The following is a 21,520-nucleotide window of genomic DNA, read 5'->3' as shown; positions in this document are numbered from 1 at the left end:
TTTATATATGGTTTAAATAATTACGGAGTTGCCCTATATTAGCCCAACGCACTTATTTGGTTACAGGTCGTTAACTTCCATGAAAGACATAGATACACTCATCAGCAACAATGCACTATGGTCAAAAATGCTGGTGGAAGAGGACCCCGGATTTTTTGAGAAACTGGCGCAAGCGCAAAAACCGCGCTTTCTATGGATTGGATGTTCCGACAGCCGCGTTCCCGCAGAGCGTTTAACCGGGCTTGAACCGGGCGAATTGTTTGTTCACCGTAATGTGGCTAACCTGGTTATTCACACCGATCTGAACTGTCTCTCCGTGGTTCAGTATGCGGTAGATGTTCTGGAAGTTGAGCATATTATCATTTGCGGCCACTCCGGTTGCGGCGGTATCAAGGCTGCGGTAGAAAACCCTGAGCTGGGCTTGATTAATAACTGGCTGCTGCATATCCGCGACATCTGGCTTAAACATAGCTCGCTGTTGGGAAAAATGCCCGAAGAGCAACGTCTGGACGCGCTCTATGAATTGAACGTCATGGAACAGGTCTATAACCTGGGGCATTCCACCATTATGCAGTCAGCGTGGAAACGCGGTCAGAATGTGACCATTCACGGCTGGGCGTACAGTATCAATGATGGCCTGCTGCGCGATCTTGACGTCACCGCCACCAACAGAGAAACGCTGGAGAACGGCTATCATAAGGGTATTTCCGCCCTAAGTCTGAAATACATTCCCCACCAATAAGCCATTAGCTATAGGCCGGATAAGTCGCTTTAGCGACGCCATCCGGCATTTCTGCGCTTACTCGTCCAGCAGCACCACTTTACCGACATACGGTAGATGGCGATAACGCTGGGCGTAGTCGATGCCGTAACCGACTACAAATTCGTCCGGAATCGAAAAGCCAACGAACTCAACCGGCACGTCCACTTCGCGGCGAGACGGTTTATCCAGCAGCGTACAAATCGCCAGCGATTTCGGCTCGCGCAGGCCCAGGATTTCACGGACCTTCGACAGCGTATTACCGGAATCAATAATGTCTTCGACAATCAGCACGTCTTTACCACGAATATCTTCATCCAGATCTTTGAGGATTTTCACGTCGCGTGTGGTGGACATGCCGCTACCATAACTGGAGGCGGTCATAAAATCGACTTCATGAGGAACCTGGACTTCACGGCACAGGTCCGCCATAAACATAAATGAGCCACGCAACAGACCTACCAGCACCATTTCACTGCCGCTGTCTTTATAACGTTCGGTAATCTGACGACCCAGCTCGGCAATACGTGCTTTGATCTCCGCTTCGGGGATCATGACTTCAACAGTATGTTTCATATTTATAACCATATGATTTAAAAACAAATCACTCAATGCCGGTGACTAATAACGCCGCATTGACGCGCAAGGCACGCAGTATAACAGCAAACGTATTCATTCGCGGCATTTGATAAGAAAGCTCATTTTGTGATGACGATCACACATGTTAATTCCTATACTTAATTGCTACTAAAAAATTAACAATTTGGGATGGTGTCTTTTTATGGCAGAAAATAACGCACGATCGCCACGATTACTCGTGACGCTGACGGCCCTCTTTGCAGCACTTTGTGGGCTGTATCTTCTTATCGGAGGTGTCTGGCTGGTTGCTATTGGCGGTTCCTGGTACTACCCCATCGCGGGCCTCGTGATGCTGGTTGTGGCCGGATTGCTATGGCGCAGTAAACGTGCCGCACTGTGGCTGTATGCCGCCCTGCTGCTGGCGACAATGATTTGGGGCGTGTGGGAAGTCGGGTTCGACTTCTGGGCGCTCACGCCGCGTAGCGATATCCTGGTGTTTTTCGGCATCTGGCTAATATTGCCGTTTGTCTGGCATCGGCTGGTGGTTCCTTCCAGCGGCGCAGTGGCGGCGCTGGTCGTGGCGCTGCTGATTAGCGGCGGCATTCTGACCTGGGCTGGCTTCAACGACCCGCAGGAGATCAACGGTACGCTTCGCGCCAACGCCACGCCCGCCGCAACAAGTTCGTCGATCGCCGACGAAGACTGGCCGGCCTATGGACGTAATCAGGAAGGCCAACGCTATTCGCCGCTGAAACAGATCACTGCGGATAACGTTCACCAACTGAAAGAAGCGTGGGTCTTCCGCACCGGCGATCTGAAACAACCCAACGATCCGGGCGAAATCACCAACGAAGTGACCCCGATTAAAGTCGGCGATACGCTTTATCTGTGTACAGCTCACCAGCGTCTGTTCGCGCTGGACGCCGCCAGCGGTAAAGAGAAGTGGCATTTTGATCCTCAGTTGAAGACCGATTCGTCTTTCCAGCATGTGACCTGCCGCGGCGTCTCTTATCATGAGGCCAAAGCGGATACCGCCTCGCCGGAGGTCATCGCCGACTGTCCGCGCCGTATTATCCTCCCGGTCAACGACGGTCGCCTTTTCGCGGTGAATGCCGAAACCGGCAAGCTGTGTGAAACCTTCGCCAACAAAGGCGTCCTGAATCTGCAAACCAATATGCCGGATACCACGCCGGGACTGTATGAACCGACGTCGCCGCCGATTATCACCGATAAAACAATTGTCATTGCCGGTTCGGTCACGGATAACTTCTCTACCCGCGAAACGTCCGGCGTTATCCGTGGTTTTGATGTTAATAGCGGTAAACTCATGTGGGCCTTCGATCCGGGGGCGAAAGATCCGAACGCGATTCCAGCCGATGAGCACGCTTTTACCTTTAACTCGCCGAACTCCTGGGCGCCTGCCGCCTATGATGCGAAACTGGATCTGGTCTATCTGCCGATGGGCGTGACCACGCCGGATATCTGGGGCGGTAACCGCACGCCGGAGCAGGAGCGTTATGCCAGCTCCATCCTGGCGCTGAATGCCACCACCGGGAAACTGGCCTGGAGTTATCAGACCGTCCATCACGATCTGTGGGATATGGACCTGCCGGCACAGCCGACGCTGGCGGATATTACCGTTGACGGTACTACCGTTCCGGTTATCTATGCGCCAGCGAAAACCGGTAATATCTTTGTGCTCGACAGACGTAATGGCGAGCTGGTCGTGCCCGCCCCGGAAAAACCGGTCCCGCAGGGCGCGGCAAAAGGCGATTACGTCGCCAAAACTCAGCCGTTCTCTGATTTAACCTTCCGCCCGAAAAAAGATCTCTCCGGCGCGGATATGTGGGGCGCGACCATGTTCGACCAACTGGTGTGCCGCGTCATGTTCCACCAGTTGCGCTATGAAGGTATCTTCACCCCGCCGTCCGAGCAGGGGACATTGGTATTCCCTGGCAACCTGGGGATGTTTGAATGGGGCGGTATTTCCGTCGATCCAGACCGTCAGGTCGCTATCGCTAACCCGATGGCGCTGCCGTTTGTCTCCAGACTTATTCCCCGCGGGCCTGGCAATCCAATGGAGCCGCCGAAAGACGCGAAAGGTACTGGTACAGAAGCGGGTATTCAGCCACAGTACGGCGTACCATTCGGCGTCACGCTGAATCCGTTCCTTTCGCCGTTTGGCCTGCCGTGTAAACAACCGGCCTGGGGCTATATTTCCGCGTTGGATCTGAAGACCAATGAAATCGTGTGGAAGAAACGTATAGGGACGCCGCGCGACAGTATGCCGTTCCCGATGCCGGTTCCGGTGCCATTCAACATGGGGATGCCCATGCTGGGCGGGCCAATCTCAACCGCCGGTAATGTGCTGTTCATTGCCGCGACCGCCGACAACTACCTGCGCGCTTATAACATGAGCAACGGGGAAAAACTGTGGCAGGGACGTTTACCCGCCGGAGGCCAGGCAACGCCGATGACCTATGAGGTAAACGGTAAGCAGTACGTGGTCGTTTCTGCCGGAGGCCACGGTTCGTTTGGTACGAAGATGGGCGACTATATCGTGGCCTATGCTTTGCCTGACGACGCGAAATAACCATTAATGCCCGGCGTATGCCGGGCATTGTGCCGGGTGGCGGTTTCGCCTTACCCGGCCTGCGTCGCAGACATCGGTCAGACCGTAAATCCTAACATCATTCCCGTATCTTCATGTTCTAACAGATGACAGTGCGCCATATAGGCATGTTCCTTCGGCGCGTCGTGATCGAACTTGACCAGCACTTCGCTGATACCGCCCTCAACGCGTACCGTATCCTTCCAGCCCGTTCTGTGCGCCGCTGGCGCTTTGCCGTTCTCTGACAAAATCGGAACTGCGTGCCGTGAATATGGAAAGGATGCAGCATCATGTCACCCACGCCGGAAATCACCCAACGTTCATGTCGGCCTTTTTGCGCCGCGAACATCGGTTTGTTCATATCGAAGACCTGGCCGTTGATAAAGTTAGCGTTATGGAAGTCGAATTTTCCGCCGTGATTCATATTGCCCATCGCGCCATGATTCATCCCGCTGTGATCCATGTTGCCATGATCCATCTCGCCATGCCCCATATTGCCGCCCTGCATATGCGCGTTCATGCTGTCATGATCCATGCCACTCATCGCCTGAGCGCCATATTTCTTCATCAGCATTTGCATCCCCATCATATCAAGACGCGGGTCCATCGACAGTTTCAGGTTGCGCACCGTCAGCCCTTCCAGCAACGGCAACGCCGGCATCGTCGTCAACGTATCCGGCAGCGTACCGGAGGCGGTAATCCGCAGCGGCTGGATACGCATCACCGGATGCGGTTTATCAAACGGAGCGATCGCCATTCCCATCTGGCTGACCGGCAGGGTCACCAGATCAAAGGCTTTCCCGTCGCTGATATCCACCAGCACTTCAAAACGCTCGCCCATTAATAACGGCAGTTCGGTGACTTTCACCGGCTCCGCCAGCAGGCCGCCGTCGCTGGCGATCACATAAAGCGGGCGATTATCGCTGGCGGCGATATTCAGCGAGCGCGCATTACAGCCATTTAGCAAGCGCAGACGTAGCCAGCCTTTCGGCGCGGAATGCTGCGGATAGATAGCGCCATTGGTCAGCAGCGTATCGCCAAACCAGCCGACGGCGGCGGTCATAATATCCAGTTGATAATCAATCTGGCCATCGGCGGAGAAGCGTTTGTCCTGAATGATCACCGGCACATCGTCGATGCCCCACTGTTTCGGCAGGCGCAATTTGCGAATCTCGTCATCTTCAATCAGCACCAGCCCGGCAAGGCCCATCGCCACCTGGCGCCCGGTTTTGCCGTGTTTGTGCGGATGAATCCAGCAGGTCGCGGCGCGTTGCTCCGGCGTAAACGTCACCGTGCGGGTTCCGCCTGCGGGAATCATCCCCTGCGGGCCGCCGTCGACGATGCCCGGAATCTCCAGACCATGCCAGTGAAGCGTCGTGTCTTCGGCCAGTTGGTTATGGATATCAACGGTCACGCTTTTTCCTTTGTGAAGCTGTACCGCTGGCCCCAGCAAATTACCGTTGTAGCCCCAGGTTGCCGCGTTCTTACCGGCGAATGTGGACTGTCCGGCTTTAACAATTAACTGCATACGGTTGCTCGCATCTGCCGTTAACAGGTCAGGAATAGGCAACGCGGGACGTTCGGCGGCAAAAGCGGCGCGGCTCCACAGCGGCAGCGCTGATGCAACCCCCAGCGCCACTGAATATTTTAAGAAATCACGGCGTAACATAATCATTTCCTTATAATGAACAGGCGGGTGTCTAAGCTTAGACCCTGCCCTAACGGGAAGGTCAAGCCAGCAACACGTCTTTACATTCCTGACAGCAATACAATAAGAATGAAAACGCCGCGACCAATCCTGATAATAAAAGTCGTCGCTACGTTCTCAGTATGCTAACGTTGACTTTCCCTGATGCCGTGGTAGAAGCAATGAAGACGTTTTTCAGACCCGTGTTGTTTGGCAGCCTGATGGCCTTATGCGCAAATAGCTATGCGCTTACTGAATCCGAAGCTGAAGATATGGCCGATTTAACGGCGGTTTTCGTTTTTCTGAAAAATGACTGTGGTTACCCAAATTTACCCAACAGTCAGATTCGGCGTGCGCTGGTCTTTTTTGCCCAGCAAAATCAGTGGGACCTGAGTAACTACGACACCTTCGATATGAAATCGTTGGGCGAAGACAGCTACCGCGATCTTAGCGGCATCGGTATTCCGGTCGCTAAAAAATGCAAAGCTCTGGCCCGCGATTCTCTGAGCCTGTTAGCCTACGTTAAATAATCCTCCGCGATCCTATTGCTGAAATAATGACCGTGCATCCACGGTCATTGTTAGCTATGATGTTGCGCCCTTTTTTTACGGGTGTTAACAATGGAGGTATCAGCCAATGGCCGAAAATACGATGTGGCATGAAACGCTACACGACCAGTTTGGTCAGTACTTTGCCGTAGACAACGTTCTGTATCATGAAAAAACCGATCACCAGGATTTAATCATCTTTGAAAACGCCGCTTTTGGCCGCGTGATGGCGCTGGACGGCGTGGTACAGACCACCGAACGCGACGAGTTTATTTATCATGAAATGATGACCCACGTCCCGCTGCTGGCGCACGGTCATGCGAAACACGTTCTGATTATCGGCGGCGGCGACGGCGCAATGCTACGTGAAGTCACCCGGCATAAAAACGTCGAAACCATCACCATGGTAGAGATAGACGCTGGCGTAGTCTCGTTTTGCCGCCAGTATTTACCCAACCACAATGCCGGCAGCTACGACGATCCGCGCTTTACGCTAGTGATCGACGACGGCGTGAATTTCGTCAATCAGACCCATCAGACCTTTGATGTGATCATTTCCGACTGTACCGATCCGATAGGCCCTGGCGAAAGCCTGTTTACCTCCGCCTTTTATGAAGGCTGTAAGCGTTGCCTGAATCCGGGCGGCATTTTTGTTGCCCAGAACGGCGTGTGCTTCCTGCAACAGGATGAAGCGCTCGACAGCCACCGAAAGCTGAGTCATTACTTCAGCGATGTCGGCTTCTACCAGGCGGCGATTCCGACCTACTACGGCGGCATCATGACCTTCGCCTGGGCGACGGACAACGACGCTCTTCGTCACCTGTCGAGCGAAATTATTCAGGCGCGTTTTCATGCCGCCGGCCTCAAATGTCGCTATTACAACCCGGCTATTCATGCCGCTGCATTTGCGCTACCGCAATATCTACATGACGCACTGTCCGCACAGTGACGTTAAGGAGGTGATAAAAATTGAAAAAGCTGAAACTGCATGGCTTTAACAATCTGACGAAAAGCCTGAGTTTTTGTATTTACGATATCTGCTACGCCAAAACCGCAGAAGAGCGCGATGGCTATATCGCCTATATCGATGAACTCTATAACGCCAACCGACTGACCGAGATCCTGTCGGAGACCTGCTCCATTATCGGCGCGAACATCCTGAACATCGCCCGACAGGATTATGAACCCCAGGGCGCCAGCGTCACGATTCTGGTGAGCGAAGAGCCAGTCGACCCGAAACTTATCGACCAAACCAAACATCCCGGCCCGCTGCCGGAAACCGTGGTGGCGCACCTCGATAAGAGCCATATCTGTGTGCATACCTATCCGGAAAGCCATCCGGAAGGCGGGCTTTGCACCTTTCGCGCCGACATCGAAGTGTCAACCTGCGGGGTGATTTCACCGCTAAAAGCGCTCAATTACCTGATCCACCAGCTAGAGTCCGATATTGTCACCATCGATTACCGCGTGCGCGGCTTTACGCGCGACGTCAACGGTATGAAGCACTTTATCGATCATGAGATTAATTCTATTCAGAATTTTATGTCGGAAGATATGAAGTCGCTGTATGACATGGTGGATGTAAACGTGTATCAGGAAAATATTTTCCATACCAAGATGCTGCTTAAAGAGTTCGATCTTAAGCACTACATGTTTCACACCAAACCGGAAGATCTCACTGAAACCGAACGCCAGGAGATCACCGCCGCGCTGTGGAAAGAGATGCGCGAGATTTACTACGGCCGCAATATTTCTGCGGTCTGATTCATCACTGACAGCGCCTGACGGCGCTGTCACTCCGGCTGCACCAGCGTTAGCGCAAAAGCGCGCCCTTTCAGTTCAACCTGCGCTGACGGCGGCAGATTGACGTCGGTAATCACGTCATTAAAGCGCTCAAGCGGCACCACATTAAAGAGCGAATGCGCGCCATACTTACTGCTGTCCGCCAGCAACACTTTGCGCTGCGCATTAGCAATAATCTCCTGTTTAAGCCCGGCCTTATCTTCCGTTGGGGTCGTCACGCCCGTTTTTACCCCCCATGAATTACAGCTCATAAACGCGATGTTCGGGTAAACGCTGCGCAACAGCTTGCGCCCATGCTCACCGATACAGGACTGACTGCTGTCATCGATACGACCGCCGACAATCGTCACTTCAATTTGCCGGAACTCAGATAAAAACAGCGCAATATGCAGATCGACGGTGATGACCCGCAGCGGAAGATGGGTTAAGCATTTCGCCAGTTCCATCATTGTCGTACCGGCATCCAGCACGACGGCATCGCCAGCATTCACCAGCGATGCGGCAACGCGTGCGATCGCCCGTTTTTCAGCGGGCGATCGCAGTTGTTTTTCATTGGTGGTGGGCTGGGCGGGTTCAAAACGCCGCAGCGCCACGCCGCCATGACTACGGCTGATCACGCCCTGCTCATCCAGCTTGATCAAATCGCGACGGATAGTGGCTGGCGATGCGTCAACCGCCTCAACCAGCTGTTCTACCGTAACCAGCGTATGGTTTTTCAGATACGCCACAATGAGATCCAGACGGTGTTGTCCTTTCATAACAGGGAATTATGCCAGTTGCATTGCCAGTTTGATCGATACGGCCATGCTCTCAGATTTTGCTTTTCCCGTCCAGGCGATATCAAATGCGGTGCCATGATCGGCAGAAGTCCGGATAAACGGCAGCCCTGCGGTGATATTCACGCCATCATAAAAGCCAAGCAATTTCAACGGGATATGCCCCTGATCATGATACATCGCCACCACCATATCATACTGTCCCTCATAAGCCTGGAGAAATACAGTATCCGGCGGGCACGGCCCATAAACGTCCATACCTTTTGCGCGGGCATCGGTAATGGCTGGCGTCAGGATACGCGTCTCTTCATCGCCAAACAGGCCATTCTCGCCCGCATGAGGATTCACGCCTGCCACGGCGATACGCGGTTTAACGTAACCCACACGCTTGAGGAAAGTATCAGCAATGCCAATCACCGTTTCGACACGCGCAGTACTTAACGTATCAAGGAATTTACGCAGCGCGATATGCGTTGAAACGTGAATCACTTTTAGTTTATCGGTGTAAAGTACCATCGCGTAATCGCGGCTATGGGTCAGGGTCGCGAGCAGCTCGGTATGGCCCGGATAGTTGTGCCCCGCCAGGTGCAGCGCCTCTTTATTCAGCGGCGCGGTAGCGATAGCCTGTACGTCGCCCCGTAACGCTAACTCGGTGGCGCGCTTCACGCAGCGATACGCTAAATCCCCCGCCTGCGCCTGAACTTTCCCGGCCTCCAGCGCCTCCGGCTGCGCCAGCGGCTCATCAATCACATGAATGATGCCGGGCGCAAAACGCGCTTCGGCGACCCGTTCAATGGCCCGTAACTCGACGTTCGGCGTGATGCCCTTCGCCTGTAAACGTTTCAACGTTGCGAGGCATCCAATAACCACCAGCGGCGCGCCGTTGAGACCGTCTTCGCTTAGCGCTTTAACAATCATTTCCGGCCCAATGCCCGCTGGATCGCCCATGGTAATGGCAACGGTTTTAGTCTCCACAATACATCTCCTCAATATAATAAAGCGCGTCACACAACGTACTGTCTGAACCGAATCCGCCCGCTTTGGTAATGACCGGCAGATCGTCAATTTCGCTGTTTACAAACGTTCCACAGGGAATACAGGGCGCCACCTCGCTCTGAATGCGATAACCTTCAGCGCCAAGCGCGCCGGCGACGGCGGTAGCGATATCGCCGCCGGTCAGAAACAGCCCGCCAATCCGCGCCTGCTCGATAATGTTTAACGTGACGACGCCAAGCCGCTGGCTCAGTCGCTCGCCCAATTGCTGACGGCTCATCGCGGATTTTTCGCACAACGCGTCGATTAACTGTCGATCTTCTGCGCGACGGCTGGTGCGTAAAATCGTATGTCGATGCTGACTTAACAGCGCGCAGGCCTGCTCTACGACAGACGCGATTTCCTGCTCCGCGCTATCCGACACCATGCGCGCGGCATCAATATCCACGACCTCCGCACGTCCCCGGCACAGCGCATTATCCACCTGACGTCGCGTGGCTTCGCTCATCGAACCGGCCACCACCAGCACCGGCAGCCGCTGCCGGTCTTGCATAAAAAGTTCAACCGGCAACGCATTCGCCAGACCCGCTGCGCCGACGAGCAGCGGCATCGACGGTTGTTCACACGCCGCTTGCGCAATCAACGTCAGGTCCCGCTCTTCCACCGCATCCACGACGATAATCCCTTCGCCCTCAGCCGCATAAGCCGTAAGTAAGGCGCTTAACCCGCCGCGTCGGACATCCTGCAAAAAGACTTCATACACAGGGATCTCACTTTGCAACGCCACTATCTCGGCAATACGGGAAGAGACAATGGGCGTTTTCGGATCGCTGGCAAATTCGGTTTCCAGTAGCGGGACGCCATTAACCAGACATTTTCCTTCAAGCGTCGTGCGTCCGGCCGCAGGGATCGCGGCGGCGATAACGGCCAGTTTTCGCTGACTGGCGCGCATGGCCGCCGTCACTTCGGCGCCGATATTGCCGCGAAATGTAGAGTCGATTTTTGTGTACACCAGCGGCGCTGGCGATGTCTCACACCACGGGGAAAGCGCGGCATAAACGGCAGATGCCGCCTGATCTGCGGGCATCGCCCGGCTTTCGGTGTTAATGACTAACACATCGGCGCGGCGGGACGGTTTTTGCGACGCGCTCAACATGACTTCCGTTCTCGCCCCCTTCTTCGCCAACTGGACGCCGGTATCATTCGATCCGGTAAAATCATCGGCGATAACCATCATTTTCATGCATTTTTCTCCAAAGAAGCCTGACGCGCCTGTTTTTTCGCAACCCAGGAGGTCAACACTGGCGTCAGGATTGCCGTGGTGATCACCGAGGCGGCAATCAGCGGAGCGGCAGCAGCGGCCACCTCGGCGAGCGAAGGGTCGGCCTGCGCAATAGCCAGCGGCGTCGCAACGGCATTACCCGCGGTGCTGGAGGCCGCCGCCCCGGCAATGCCAGTTCCGCCAACCAGACGATCTGCGCGAATATTAAAGAAACCGCCAACGAACGTTGTCAGCACGCCGAGCAGAATTCCGGCAAGTCCGCCTTGCAGTAACATTTCCAGGTTGATGCCCGCCCCCAGCGCAAAAGCAAAGAAAGGAATGAGCAGCGGGCCGCCTTTGGTCAAAAAATCGCGCATATGAGGATCAAGATTGCCGAGGATCATGCCGACAACCAGCGGAACCAGCACCGCCACCAGCGCCATAATGGGAATGTTCGCCATCCCTGCCGCGCCCAGCGCAATCATCGTAAAGAAAGGGCCATCATTAAGAGACAAAATAGAGATAGCGCCGACGTCGCGCTCATTGCCGAATTCGCCTACCAGCGCAGCATAAAGTCCGCCATTCGAATTGCTCATCGCCGCGATAATCGCCACGCCGCTCAGGCCAAAAATACCCTCCGCGCCGAAAAGATGCTCCACGCTCAGGCCAATCCCGATGGCGACAAGCAACTTAGTGAGCGTAATCGTCCCGCCCTGCAATAACGCCTGGGGCGCGGCTTTCACACTGATACCGGCTCCCATACACAGCAGAAAAGCGCCAATCAGCGGTGCCGCGCCGTTTTTAAATAAGGCAGTGGTAAAACCGCCGATCTCAAGCGCCTGCGGGGCGAAGGTGTTAATGACTGCGCCAATAACGAGCGGTACGACCATCATGCCGCCGGGTACGCGCTCTATTGCTTTTTTGATGTTCATGGTCTTACCGCCTGTTGCTTGTTGTGATTAAATAAAATCATAACGATTATATTCAATCAAATTAAGATCACAAACGCGTCAGATCACAGTTTTAAAATGATTAATAAAAATCAAAAAATCATTCTGCTATAAAAAAGCCGGGATACTCCCGGCTGGAATGTTTGGCGACTTCGTTTCCACTACCGCCCCCAACTGTCCGTCGACTGGCGTTGTGGGACAATAACGAAGAGAGGGTCAGGCTTTACTGACGAATTCCCGATACGCGGCGACGACCCGCAGAAAATCCTCCATGCCGCACAGGGATAAACTCTCTTCATCGTAATAACTCATCCCCTCTTCCATCTCATCGCCGGAAAAATCCAGCTGATTGGCGCGAATCATCACTTCTTCGCCGTCCATCCAGATCGTGTATTCATGCCCTGCTCGTTGCCAGGAACGTTCGCTGCCTTTGACCGTACGCGCGGCTTGTTCTACTTCATCCAGTAGCGAGAGGTTGTCTTTAACCTCTTCATTAAACCAGTGACCGACCACCTCGTGGCCCATCGACATTCGTACTTTTACCCCTCCGGTAACGTCGCGCAGAAATTCGTAATCCATAATTGTTTTCCTCTGCCCTGGCAATGCGCCAATACCGCATTGCGCCTTAAGGTAATTATCGCAGCACGGTGAAAGAAAAACAGCGGGGCGCACAAAAGATAAAATAAAAATGCCAAAACAGTTTATTATTCATACAGAAAGTCACTCTAGCGCTTCAATATATCTACACGCGCTCCGACAAAGTGCTACGTGCCGCACCGTGGGGTATTAAGTCTCCACGATTCACACACTCGCCGTTAGCGAAGCGCGATCTGGAAGAGTATTTATTTAATGAATGTGCTTTTCATATGCAGCCGAAATCAATGGCGCAGCCCCACGGCGGAGCAGGTGTTCCGCCGCTATCCCGGCCTTAGCGTCCGTTCCGCCGGCACCAGCCGCAACGCCAAAAAAAGCGTGTCGTGCGGGTTACTTCAGTGGGCTGACGTTATCTGCGTTATGGAGCAGAAACATAAAGACCGGTTGATGGCTGAATATCGTCGTATTATTGAAAATAAGCCCCTGCACGTACTCGATATCCCCGATGACTACCGCTATATGGACCCTGAGCTGGTCAGGCAACTGGAAGAGCTGGTGCCGGAAGTGCTGGGGATATAGGCGTTGCCGCAAGGAAATGTCCATCATCCATCACGCTTACATACACTTAATCTCCGTTAAGCGAAAACTCGACGACAAATTTCACATCAGGCAGCGCGCCGTTTAGATGACCTTTTATTATGCGCCGGAAGAGCGCAGTCGTTAAAAACGGCTGACCCTCATCCAGTTATAGCATTACCAGCCCGGTGTCCCTCTGGCGTTTTTTCAGAAATCATCAATACCCTGCCCACGCCGACGCCTGCTAGTCTTTCAGACGCTTCCTTATCATCCGGGTCGTTGTCATGAAATTGTTGGCTACTTGATAAGCGCTTTTCAACTGAGCTCCAGCAATGGGCGATATCAGCAGAGAAGCCGTAGTGAGTTATATTTTTTGTCAGACGGTTGAAGGAAAATTCAGGAAGGATACATTATGTCTGTATTTCGACGAATAATTTATCATAGCGGTTGGTTTATTCTGTTTGGGCCGTTAATAGGCGCAGCCATCGCGATAGGTATCATAAACTTTTTACCCGCCATTATTGGCGGACCAGACTCATTTTTGTTCTATTTCTGCAGAACAATACCAGAATTAGTGATTATTACCGGCTGGATATACAGTCTCCTCCCCGCATGGTTAACCGGTGTCGCCTGCGCGCTGATACCCCTGAAATTATATCAAAAAATAATTAACAGGATGATCCTTTGCGCCATTGCAGGTGGTCTGATCACGACGCTGTTTAATTTTGCGCGATATGGTTTTGACATAAGCATACTACCATTAATATATGGTGAAGTATTGATTATGCTTATTCCAGCGATTGTAGCCGGGGCAATAATGGGCGGGGTAATTACGTATTTGCCGGGGCTACGGGAAGTGAAGCGTAATAATAAATAAGAAGCGCCATTCGGGCCCGGAAATCCGGGCCCGTCTCTGTTACACCGCAGTCTGGAAAATCACGCCGTCCGCTTTCTCAGTGTACTGAGAGAGCTGGTCGAAGTTCAGGTAACGGTAAGTATCCACCGCCGTCTTATCCACCTGCGCCACGTAGGTCTGGTACTCTTCCGGCGTCGGCAGTTTGCCGATCAGCGCCGCCACCGCCGCCAGCTCCGCAGAAGCCAGGAAGACGTTCGCACCGGTACCTAAACGGTTCGGGAAGTTACGGGTAGAGGTAGAAACCACCGTCGCGCCGTCGGCCACACGCGCCTGGTTACCCATACACAGGGAACAACCTGGAATTTCGATACGCGCGCCGCTCTTACCGAACACGCTATAGTAACCTTCTTCGGTGAGCTGCGCGGCGTCCATACGGGTTGGCGGCGCTACCCACAGGCGGGTTGGCAACTGGCCTTTGTGGCTATCCAGCAGCTTACCAGCCGCGCGGAAGTGGCCGATGTTGGTCATGCAGGAACCGATGAACACTTCGTCGATCTTCTCGCCCTGCACGTCAGACAGCAGACGCGCGTCGTCCGGATCGTTCGGCGCACAGAGGATTGGCTCTTTGATATCCGCCAGATCGATGTCGATCACCGCCGCGTACTCTGCGTCAGCATCGGCTTCCAGCAGTTGCGGATCCGCCAGCCATTTTTCCATGCCCTGGATACGGCGTTCCAGCGTACGACGGTCGCCGTAGCCTTCCGCAATCATCCACTTCAGCAGGACGATGTTGGAGGTCAGGTATTCAATGATCGGCTCTTTGTTCAACTTGATGGTACAACCCGCAGCGGAACGCTCGGCAGAAGCATCGGTCAGCTCAAACGCCTGCTCCACTTTCAGATCCGGCAGACCTTCGATTTCCAGGATGCGGCCAGAGAAGATGTTTTTCTTGCCTTTCTTCTCAACGGTCAGCAGGCCCTGTTTGATGGCGTACAGCGGGATGGCATGGACCAGATCGCGCAGGGTGATGCCCGGCTGCATTTTGCCTTTGAAGCGTACCAGCACGGATTCCGGCATATCCAGCGGCATCACGCCGGTCGCGGCGGCAAACGCCACCAGACCAGAGCCCGCCGGGAAGGAGATACCGATCGGGAAACGGGTATGGGAGTCGCCGCCGGTACCCACGGTATCTGGCAGCAGCATACGGTTCAGCCAGGAGTGAATCACGCCGTCGCCCGGACGCAGAGAGACACCGCCGCGGTTCATAATGAAGTCTGGCAGCGTGTGGTGCGTGGTGACGTCAACCGGCTTCGGATAGGCTGCGGTGTGACAGAACGACTGCATGACCAGATCGGCGGAGAATCCCAGACAGGCCAGGTCTTTCAGCTCGTCGCGGGTCATCGGGCCGGTAGTATCCTGAGAACCGACGGAGGTCATTTTCGGTTCGCAGTACGCGCCCGGACGGATACCTTTCACACCACAGGCGCGACCGACCATTTTCTGCGCCAGAGAGAAGCCACGGCTGCTTTCTGCCACGTCTTTTGCCTGACGGAAAACGTCTGAGTGCGGCAGCCCCAGCGCTTCACGCGCTTTGGTGGTCAGGCCACGGCCGATAATCAGCGGAATACGACCACCGGCACGCACTTCGTCAATCAGCACGTCGGTTTTCAGTTCGAAGGTTGCCAGTAGCTCGCCGGTTTCATGATTGCGTACTTCGCCTTTGTACGGGTAGACGTCAATCACATCGCCCATATTCAGGTTAGAAACGTCAACTTCAATCGGCAACGCGCCCGCATCTTCCATGGTGTTAAAGAAGATAGGCGCAATTTTGCCGCCAAGGCACAAACCGCCGCCGCGCTTATTCGGCACGTTCGGGATGTCATCGCCCATAAACCACAGCACGGAGTTGGTCGCGGATTTACGGGAAGAACCGGTGCCCACCACGTCACCCACGTAAGCCAGCGGGTAGCCTTTTTTCTGCAATGCTTCGATTTGTTTGATGGGGCCGACAACGCCTGGCTGATCCGGCTCAATGCCTTCACGGGCGTTTTTCAGCATCGCCTGCGCATGTAACGGGATATCCGGTCTCGACCACGCATCCGGTGCCGGAGAAAGATCGTCGGTATTCGTTTCGCCGGTCACTTTGAAAACGGTGACGGTGATTTTTTCCGCCAGCGGCGGACGGCTCAGGAACCATTCGGCGTCGGCCCAAGATTGCATCACCTGTTTGGCATATTCATTGCCCGCTTTGGCTTTCTCTTCTACGTCGTAGAAGTTATCGAACATCAGCAGGGTGTGGGACAGCGCTTTGGCCGCAATCGGCGCCAGTTTCGCATCGTCCAGCGCATCAATCAGCGGATGAATGTTGTAACCACCCTGCATAGTGCCCAGCAGTTCAATGGCTTTTTCTGGGGAGACCAGCGGGGAGGTGGTGTCGCCTTTCGCGACAGCAGCGAGAAAACCGGCTTTAACATAAGCGGCTTCATCTACGCCAGGAGGAATGCGGTTGATCAACAGGTCTAACAGGAATTCTTCTTCGCCCACAGGCGGGGTCTTCAGCAGCTCGACAAGCGCAGCCATTTGGGTTGCGTCTAAAGGTTTCGGCACAATCCCCTGGGCAGCACGCTCAGCTACGTGCTTACGGTATTCTTCTAGCACGACGATATCTCCTCGCTCTCATTGTCATAATGCGGCGCTTTTGTTGATGGGCGATTCTCTTCACGCTCCTGTGAGACAGTAGTTAGTAGGGTAAATGCCCGGTACCGCATAAGGCACAATAACAGGATTTTCTTTAAGTGTTAATCTGTTTACAAAAAAGCAACATAAAAAAGTAGCTGAATCGTTAAGGATGGTCTAATGCTCTACTGAGACGGGAGCTGCAGCCATAAATGCTTACCTCATTTCGTGCTTTGATCGTCACGTAACGTTACCGATCCCAACATTAGCTAAAAATTAAACTATCGTCCCTTTATACTCACGCGAAACTGCACCCCGTCGGCGGCAGGCATAATGACCATAGCGATTCTCGGGAATCGGGAGAGATAAAATGACGTTGCCCTTTAAACCCCATCTCATTGCCCTTGTGTGCAGTGCCGGGTTATTTGCCGCTTCGGGCGTACTGTATGTTAAAAGCCGCGCTCCCGAAGCGCCCGCGCAGGCGGCGACTCCCGCCCCTGAGCAAACGCAGACCGCTGTGCCCGCGCCTGTCGCGAAAACGACCTTTACCACTGCGCAAATTGATCAATGGGTCGCGCCTGTCGCGCTTTATCCCGATGCCCTGCTTTCTCAGGTGCTCATGGCCTCCACCTACCCGGCGAACGTGGTTCAGGCCGTCCAGTGGTCGCGAGATAACCCCACACTGCAGGGCGATGCCGCTATTCAGGCGGTGGCCAGCCAACCGTGGGACCCCAGCGTCAAATCGCTGGTCGCCTTTCCTAAGTTGATGGCGCTTATGGGCGAGAATCCGCAATGGGTGCAAAACCTGGGCGATGCGTTCTTAGCCCAGCCACAGGATGTGATGGATGCGGTGCAAAGGCTGCGTCTGCTCGCTCAACAAACCGGTTCGCTAAAATCCACGCCACAGCAAACCGTCACCAGCGTGCCGAAGTCCAGCGCTTCTACCGCCGTCACGACGACAACCACCACATCCGCCAGTACGCCAGCAACACCGTCGACCGTCATCAAAATTGAACCTGCGAATCCGCAGGTGGTGTACGTGCCGAACTATAACCCCGCGACGGTGTACGGCGCCTGGCCCAATACCGCTTATCCGCCGGTGTATTTACCGCCTCCTCCGGGGCAGCAGTTTGCCGACAGTTTTGTTAAAGGTTTTGGTTATAGTCTGGGCGTCGCCACCACCTATGCGTTGTTCAGCAGCATAGACTGGGATGATGACGATCATCACCACCATGACGACGACCATCATGATGATTACCATCATGGTGGTAACGGTTATCAACATAATGGCGATAATATCAACATCAATGTCAATAATTTCAACCGGATATCCGGGCAAAACCTGCCGGGCCAAACGATGGGCTGGCAGCATAATCCCGCCTGGCGCAATGGCGTCCCCTATCCGAATAATACCGTTGCGCAACGGTTCCATCCCACCAATGTTAGCGGCGGGTTAAGCGCAACGCAGCAAGCGCCAGTGTCTCGCGACAGTCAGCGCCAGGCGGCCATGACGCAATTTCAACAGCGCAGCCATACGGCCAACGCTTCTTTGCCAGCGCCAGGCACCCGCGATGCCCAGCGTAAGGCGGCATCGCAGCAGTTAAATCAAATTGCCCAGCGTAATAATTACCGTGGCTATGACGGAACACAAAACAGCAGTCGTCGCGAGGCGGCGCAGCAGACACTGAATAAATCCACCACGCAGCAGCATCGTTCCGAGCTGAAGGCTAAAGCCCAGCAGCACCCTGTTTCACAACAGCAGAGAGACACCGCCCGCCAGCGTATTGAATCCTCTACGCCGCAACAGCGTCAGGCATTTCGCCAGAATATGCACGCCAATGTGTTTAGCGGGAACGACAGTCGATCGCCGTCATGGCAATCGCAACAGCTACGCGGCCTGGAAAGCCGTCGCGGCAGTCACTTAAACACCGAGCAACGCGCCGCCGCGCGGGAACATTTTTCTGAACATCATGAATTTCATCGCCGTTAACCGGAGCAGATAATGAAAAAGGTTATGTTAAGCGCTCTGTTACTGTCGTTACCCTTGCTGGGCTACGCGCAGGAACGGTTCCCCTCCCCGGAAGCGGCCGCCAGCGCCTTCGCCGCGGCGGTAGCCGGAAAAAACGAAACGCAGCTTACCGCGCTACTGGGCGATGACTGGCGGCAATTTCTGCCGCCGGAAGGTGCCGATCCCGAGGCCGTGGCCCGCTTCAATCGTGACTGGCGCGAAGGCCATCGCATTGTACAGAAAGACAATACGGCGCACCTGAATGTCGGACGAGAAGACTGGCAGCTCCCGGTGCCCATGGTGAAAGAGACTGGCGGCTGGCGCTTTGATATGGCGGCAGCCGGGAATGAGATCCTCACCCGTACTATTGGGCGAAATGAACTTTCTACCTTACAGGCCATGCATGCTTACGTTGATGCGCAGCAGGACTATTACTTACAAAACCATCGCTGGGCGCACAGGATAATCAGTAGCGAAGGCCAAAAAGATGGCCTGTACTGGCCAACCAAAGCAGGCGACGTCCCCAGTCCGTTAGGCCCAAACTTTAGTCCCGCAGCGCCAGACGAGGGTTACCACGGCTACCATTTCCGTATTATCAGCGATAACGACGGTCACGGCGCGGCGCTTCTGGCCTGGCCGATGCATTACGGCGAAACCGGGGTGATGAGTTTTATGGTCAACCAGGACGATCGTATTTATCAGGCGGATTTAGGCAAGGAGACGGAGAGTAAAGTTCAGGCTATCACGCGTTTTGCGCCAGACGCGCAGTGGCAGGTCGCCGAATAACCCGTAAGCGCCTGGCGTTATCGCCAGACCGTGATCATTAGCCCTGATGCGGCATCAATTCCGGGTGGCCTTGTACCGGCGGCTTGTTGCTGGTCAGCGCGGCTTCATCAGCCTGAATGCTGCCGGAATTGGCCGCCCATACGCCTTCATGCGTGTGGGTGATCTGCTGATGCTGCGCATTCAAATCCTCGCCCATTGCCGCAATATGCGTGCTTTCCGTACCGCCGCTGTTAGTCGCCCAGGGGATGACGGGATCGCTGGCAAATGCCATGCCGGAAATCAAGGTCGCAGTTAGCGCTGCTGTTGTCAGAAAAAGTTTCATATATCAAACCTCATAATTAGCTCACTATTATTTTATAGCGTTACCAATTTCAGGATGATGACAAAGTAAGGAGAGGTATTTCTTATGAAACAATTAGTTGGTCGAAAATGACAGACAAAGGCACTACCGACGGCATAAGCTTTGAAAAACGTACTGCTGCGGAAACGATAAATTTTGCGGTTTCGTTATCCTTCGCCATCATTTGACACATCTGATTTGCCATGCATAAAAAAAGCGGCTGTAAAGCCGCTTTTTTGTATCGGGTGGCGCATTGCCAGCTACAGAAGATTATTTCTTCTTCGCTTTCGGGTTCGGCAGGTCGGTAATACTACCTTCGAACACTTCAGCAGCCAGACCGACGGACTCGTGCAGAGTCGGGTGCGCATGAATGGTCAGCGCGATGTCTTCCGCGTCACAGCCCATTTCGATCGCCAGACCGATTTCACCCAGCAGCTCGCCGCCGTTGGTGCCGACAATCGCCCCGCCGATCACGCGGTGAGATTCTTTGTCGAAAATCAGTTTGGTCATACCGTCTGCACAGTCAGAAGCGATAGCACGGCCAGAAGCTGCCCACGGGAAGGTGGCGGTTTCATAGCTGATGCCTTTTTCTTTCGCTTCTTTCTCGGTCAGGCCAACCCATGCCACTTCTGGCTCGGTGTACGCGATAGACGGGATAACTTTCGGATCGAAGTAGTGTTTCTTCCCGGCGATAACTTCAGCGGCAACGTGGCCTTCGTGAACGCCTTTATGCGCCAGCATCGGCTGACCGACGATATCGCCGATAGCGAAGATGTGCGGCACGTTGGTGCGCAGCTGTTTGTCCACGCGGATAAAGCCACGGTCGTCAACTTCCACGCCAGCTTTGCCCGCGTCGAGGTTTTTACCGTTCGGCACACGACCGATCGCTACCAGCACGGCGTCGTAACGCTGCGCTTCAGCCGGGGCTTTTTTGCCTTCCATCGAAACGTAGATACCGTCTTCTTTCGCTTCAACGGCAGTCACTTTGGTTTCCAGCATCAGGTTGAATTTCTTGCTGATGCGCTTGGTGAAGACTTTAACGATATCTTTATCAGCCGCCGGGATAACCTGGTCGAACATTTCAACCACGTCGATCTCTGAACCCAGCGCGTGGTATACGGTACCCATTTCCAGACCGATGATACCGCCGCCCATGACCAGCATACGCTTCGGCACTTCTTTCAGTTCCAGAGCGTCGGTAGAATCCCATACGCGCGGGTCTTCATGCGGAATAAACGGTAATTGGATCGGACGAGAACCCGCCGCGATGATCGCGTTGTCGAAGTTGATCACGGTTTTGCCATTTTCGCCTTCAACTTCCAGGGTGTTCGCCCCGGTGAATTTACCCAGACCGTTGACCACTTTCACTTTACGGCCTTTGGCCATACCCGCCAGACCGCCGGTCAACTGCGTGATCACTTTCTCTTTCCAGGTACGAATCTTGTCGATATCGGTTTTCGGCTCACCGAAGACGATACCGTGTTCAGCCAGCGCTTTGGCTTCTTCGATAACTTTTGCTACGTGCAGCAGCGCTTTAGAAGGGATACAGCCGACGTTCAGACAAACACCGCCAAGGGTGTTGTAGCGTTCTACAATTACGGTTTCCAGACCTAAATCAGCGCAACGGAAAGCGGCAGAATAGCCTGCCGGGCCCGCCCCAAGTACCACGACCTGAGTTTTGATTTCAGTACTCATCATGACCTCTTTATTTGTATC

The 21,520-nt window shown here is 54.2% G+C and carries 18 protein-coding genes and 1 pseudogene; 9 read left to right on the top strand and 10 right to left on the bottom strand.

Going from position 1 to position 21,520, the window contains the following annotated elements:
- The first annotated feature begins 79 nt into the window (after positions 1-79).
- The gene (gene can, locus ACLJRU_RS10555) at positions 80-742 is read left to right on the top strand and encodes a carbonate dehydratase (protein WP_000651591.1); all 663 of its coding nucleotides are present in this window, start codon (positions 80-82) and stop codon (positions 740-742) included.
- Positions 743-799: 57 nt separating this feature from the next.
- Here can and hpt read toward each other — a convergent pair whose 3' ends face one another.
- The gene (gene hpt, locus ACLJRU_RS10550; protein ID WP_000683342.1) at positions 800-1,336 is read right to left on the bottom strand and encodes a hypoxanthine phosphoribosyltransferase; all 537 of its coding nucleotides are present in this window, start codon (positions 1,334-1,336) and stop codon (positions 800-802) included.
- A 205-nt stretch (positions 1,337-1,541) separates the two neighbouring features.
- Between hpt and ACLJRU_RS10545 the strand changes: the two genes are divergently transcribed.
- Positions 1,542-3,932 carry a glucose/quinate/shikimate family membrane-bound PQQ-dependent dehydrogenase gene (locus ACLJRU_RS10545; RefSeq protein WP_023234821.1) on the top strand — a complete coding sequence of 797 codons (2,391 nt, stop codon included), beginning with the start codon at positions 1,542-1,544 and terminating at the stop codon, positions 3,930-3,932.
- Positions 3,933-4,009: 77 nt separating this feature from the next.
- On the opposite strand, the pseudogene cueO reads toward ACLJRU_RS10545, so the two are convergent.
- Positions 4,010-5,625: pseudogene (gene cueO, locus ACLJRU_RS10540) on the bottom strand (multicopper oxidase CueO).
- Between the two features lie 194 nt (positions 5,626-5,819).
- On the opposite strand from cueO, the gene ACLJRU_RS10535 reads away from it, so the two are divergent.
- From ACLJRU_RS10535 to speD, 3 genes are all read left to right on the top strand, one after another.
- Positions 5,820-6,167: a YacC family pilotin-like protein gene (locus ACLJRU_RS10535; RefSeq protein WP_001539018.1), complete on the top strand. Its 348-nt coding sequence runs from the start codon at positions 5,820-5,822 to the stop codon at positions 6,165-6,167.
- Positions 6,168-6,273: 106 nt separating this feature from the next.
- A complete protein-coding gene (gene speE, locus ACLJRU_RS10530) occupies positions 6,274-7,134 on the top strand; it encodes a polyamine aminopropyltransferase (RefSeq protein WP_000829968.1) in 861 nt (286 codons plus the stop codon).
- A 20-nt stretch (positions 7,135-7,154) separates the two neighbouring features.
- Positions 7,155-7,949 carry an adenosylmethionine decarboxylase gene (gene speD / locus ACLJRU_RS10525; protein ID WP_001539015.1) on the top strand — a complete coding sequence of 265 codons (795 nt, stop codon included), beginning with the start codon at positions 7,155-7,157 and terminating at the stop codon, positions 7,947-7,949.
- A gap of 29 nt (positions 7,950-7,978) precedes the next feature.
- Here speD and ACLJRU_RS10520 read toward each other — a convergent pair whose 3' ends face one another.
- The 5 genes from ACLJRU_RS10520 to yacL form a co-directional block, all read right to left on the bottom strand.
- Entirely contained in the window at positions 7,979-8,746 is a 768-nt protein-coding gene (locus ACLJRU_RS10520; RefSeq protein ID WP_000678257.1) for a DeoR/GlpR family DNA-binding transcription regulator, read from the bottom strand.
- A gap of 9 nt (positions 8,747-8,755) precedes the next feature.
- Positions 8,756-9,739 carry a D-threonate 4-phosphate dehydrogenase gene (locus ACLJRU_RS10515; protein ID WP_001539012.1) on the bottom strand — a complete coding sequence of 328 codons (984 nt, stop codon included), beginning with the start codon at positions 9,737-9,739 and terminating at the stop codon, positions 8,756-8,758.
- Positions 9,729-11,000, bottom strand: a complete 1,272-nt coding sequence (gene dtnK, locus ACLJRU_RS10510; protein ID WP_001539010.1) for a D-threonate kinase — start codon at positions 10,998-11,000, stop codon at positions 9,729-9,731. The genes ACLJRU_RS10515 and dtnK overlap by 11 nt, the downstream gene beginning before the upstream one ends.
- Positions 10,997-11,950, bottom strand: a complete 954-nt coding sequence (locus ACLJRU_RS10505) for a 2-keto-3-deoxygluconate permease 1 (protein ID WP_001022091.1) — start codon at positions 11,948-11,950, stop codon at positions 10,997-10,999. The genes dtnK and ACLJRU_RS10505 overlap by 4 nt, the downstream gene beginning before the upstream one ends.
- A 234-nt stretch (positions 11,951-12,184) precedes the next feature.
- A complete protein-coding gene (yacL, locus tag ACLJRU_RS10500; RefSeq protein ID WP_000384308.1) occupies positions 12,185-12,547 on the bottom strand; it encodes a protein YacL in 363 nt (120 codons plus the stop codon).
- 270 nt (positions 12,548-12,817) lie between these two features.
- Here yacL and ACLJRU_RS10495 point away from each other — a divergent pair, with 270 nt between their 5' ends.
- Together ACLJRU_RS10495 and ACLJRU_RS10490 are read left to right on the top strand one after the other, a co-directional pair.
- Positions 12,818-13,141 (top strand): low molecular weight protein tyrosine phosphatase family protein, encoded by a 324-nt coding sequence (locus ACLJRU_RS10495; protein ID WP_001101536.1) that lies wholly within the window; start codon positions 12,818-12,820, stop codon positions 13,139-13,141.
- Positions 13,142-13,550: 409 nt separating this feature from the next.
- Positions 13,551-14,015 carry a membrane protein gene (locus ACLJRU_RS10490; RefSeq protein ID WP_000110435.1) on the top strand — a complete coding sequence of 155 codons (465 nt, stop codon included), beginning with the start codon at positions 13,551-13,553 and terminating at the stop codon, positions 14,013-14,015.
- Between the two features lie 39 nt (positions 14,016-14,054).
- Here ACLJRU_RS10490 and acnB read toward each other — a convergent pair whose 3' ends face one another.
- Positions 14,055-16,652: a bifunctional aconitate hydratase 2/2-methylisocitrate dehydratase gene (gene acnB, locus ACLJRU_RS10485; protein ID WP_001539008.1), complete on the bottom strand. Its 2,598-nt coding sequence runs from the start codon at positions 16,650-16,652 to the stop codon at positions 14,055-14,057.
- 388 nt (positions 16,653-17,040) lie between these two features.
- On the opposite strand from acnB, the gene ACLJRU_RS10480 reads away from it, so the two are divergent.
- Positions 17,041-18,660, top strand: a complete 1,620-nt coding sequence (locus tag ACLJRU_RS10480) for a DUF3300 domain-containing protein (protein ID WP_001539007.1) — start codon at positions 17,041-17,043, stop codon at positions 18,658-18,660.
- A 12-nt stretch (positions 18,661-18,672) separates the two neighbouring features.
- Entirely contained in the window at positions 18,673-19,464 is a 792-nt protein-coding gene (locus tag ACLJRU_RS10475; RefSeq protein ID WP_000757452.1) for a DUF2950 family protein, read from the top strand.
- A gap of 37 nt (positions 19,465-19,501) precedes the next feature.
- Here the strand turns inward: ACLJRU_RS10475 and ACLJRU_RS10470 are convergent, their stop codons facing one another.
- The gene (locus ACLJRU_RS10470; RefSeq protein ID WP_000765363.1) at positions 19,502-19,786 is read right to left on the bottom strand and encodes an outer membrane protein; all 285 of its coding nucleotides are present in this window, start codon (positions 19,784-19,786) and stop codon (positions 19,502-19,504) included.
- Positions 19,787-20,074: 288 nt separating this feature from the next.
- Entirely contained in the window at positions 20,075-21,499 is a 1,425-nt protein-coding gene (lpdA, locus tag ACLJRU_RS10465) for a dihydrolipoyl dehydrogenase (protein WP_001519338.1), read from the bottom strand.
- Positions 21,500-21,520: the final 21 nt, after the last annotated feature.

Source organism: Salmonella sp. SAL00653 (genome assembly GCF_046552515.1).
GTDB classification, from domain to species: domain Bacteria; phylum Pseudomonadota; class Gammaproteobacteria; order Enterobacterales; family Enterobacteriaceae; genus Salmonella; species Salmonella enterica.
Note: the sequence above shows the minus strand (reverse complement) of the source record. Positions and strands in the feature narration are given on the sequence as shown.

Bases quoted from the DNA above. Each gene is read 5' to 3' on its own strand.
- can (WP_000651591.1), top strand. From the start codon at position 80: ATGAAAGACATAGATACACTCATCAGCAACAATGCACTATGGTCAAAA.
- hpt (WP_000683342.1), bottom strand. From the start codon at position 1,336: ATGAAACATACTGTTGAAGTCATGATCCCCGAAGCGGAGATCAAAGCA.
- ACLJRU_RS10545 (WP_023234821.1), top strand. From the start codon at position 1,542: ATGGCAGAAAATAACGCACGATCGCCACGATTACTCGTGACGCTGACG.
- ACLJRU_RS10535 (WP_001539018.1), top strand. From the start codon at position 5,820: ATGAAGACGTTTTTCAGACCCGTGTTGTTTGGCAGCCTGATGGCCTTA.
- speE (WP_000829968.1), top strand. From the start codon at position 6,274: ATGGCCGAAAATACGATGTGGCATGAAACGCTACACGACCAGTTTGGT.
- ACLJRU_RS10520 (WP_000678257.1), bottom strand. From the start codon at position 8,746: ATGAAAGGACAACACCGTCTGGATCTCATTGTGGCGTATCTGAAAAAC.
- dtnK (WP_001539010.1), bottom strand. From the start codon at position 11,000: ATGAAAATGATGGTTATCGCCGATGATTTTACCGGATCGAATGATACC.
- ACLJRU_RS10505 (WP_001022091.1), bottom strand. From the start codon at position 11,950: ATGAACATCAAAAAAGCAATAGAGCGCGTACCCGGCGGCATGATGGTC.
- yacL (WP_000384308.1), bottom strand. From the start codon at position 12,547: ATGGATTACGAATTTCTGCGCGACGTTACCGGAGGGGTAAAAGTACGA.
- ACLJRU_RS10495 (WP_001101536.1), top strand. From the start codon at position 12,818: ATGAATGTGCTTTTCATATGCAGCCGAAATCAATGGCGCAGCCCCACG.
- ACLJRU_RS10490 (WP_000110435.1), top strand. From the start codon at position 13,551: ATGTCTGTATTTCGACGAATAATTTATCATAGCGGTTGGTTTATTCTG.
- ACLJRU_RS10480 (WP_001539007.1), top strand. From the start codon at position 17,041: ATGACGTTGCCCTTTAAACCCCATCTCATTGCCCTTGTGTGCAGTGCC.
- ACLJRU_RS10475 (WP_000757452.1), top strand. From the start codon at position 18,673: ATGAAAAAGGTTATGTTAAGCGCTCTGTTACTGTCGTTACCCTTGCTG.
- ACLJRU_RS10470 (WP_000765363.1), bottom strand. From the start codon at position 19,786: ATGAAACTTTTTCTGACAACAGCAGCGCTAACTGCGACCTTGATTTCC.
- lpdA (WP_001519338.1), bottom strand. From the start codon at position 21,499: ATGAGTACTGAAATCAAAACTCAGGTCGTGGTACTTGGGGCGGGCCCG.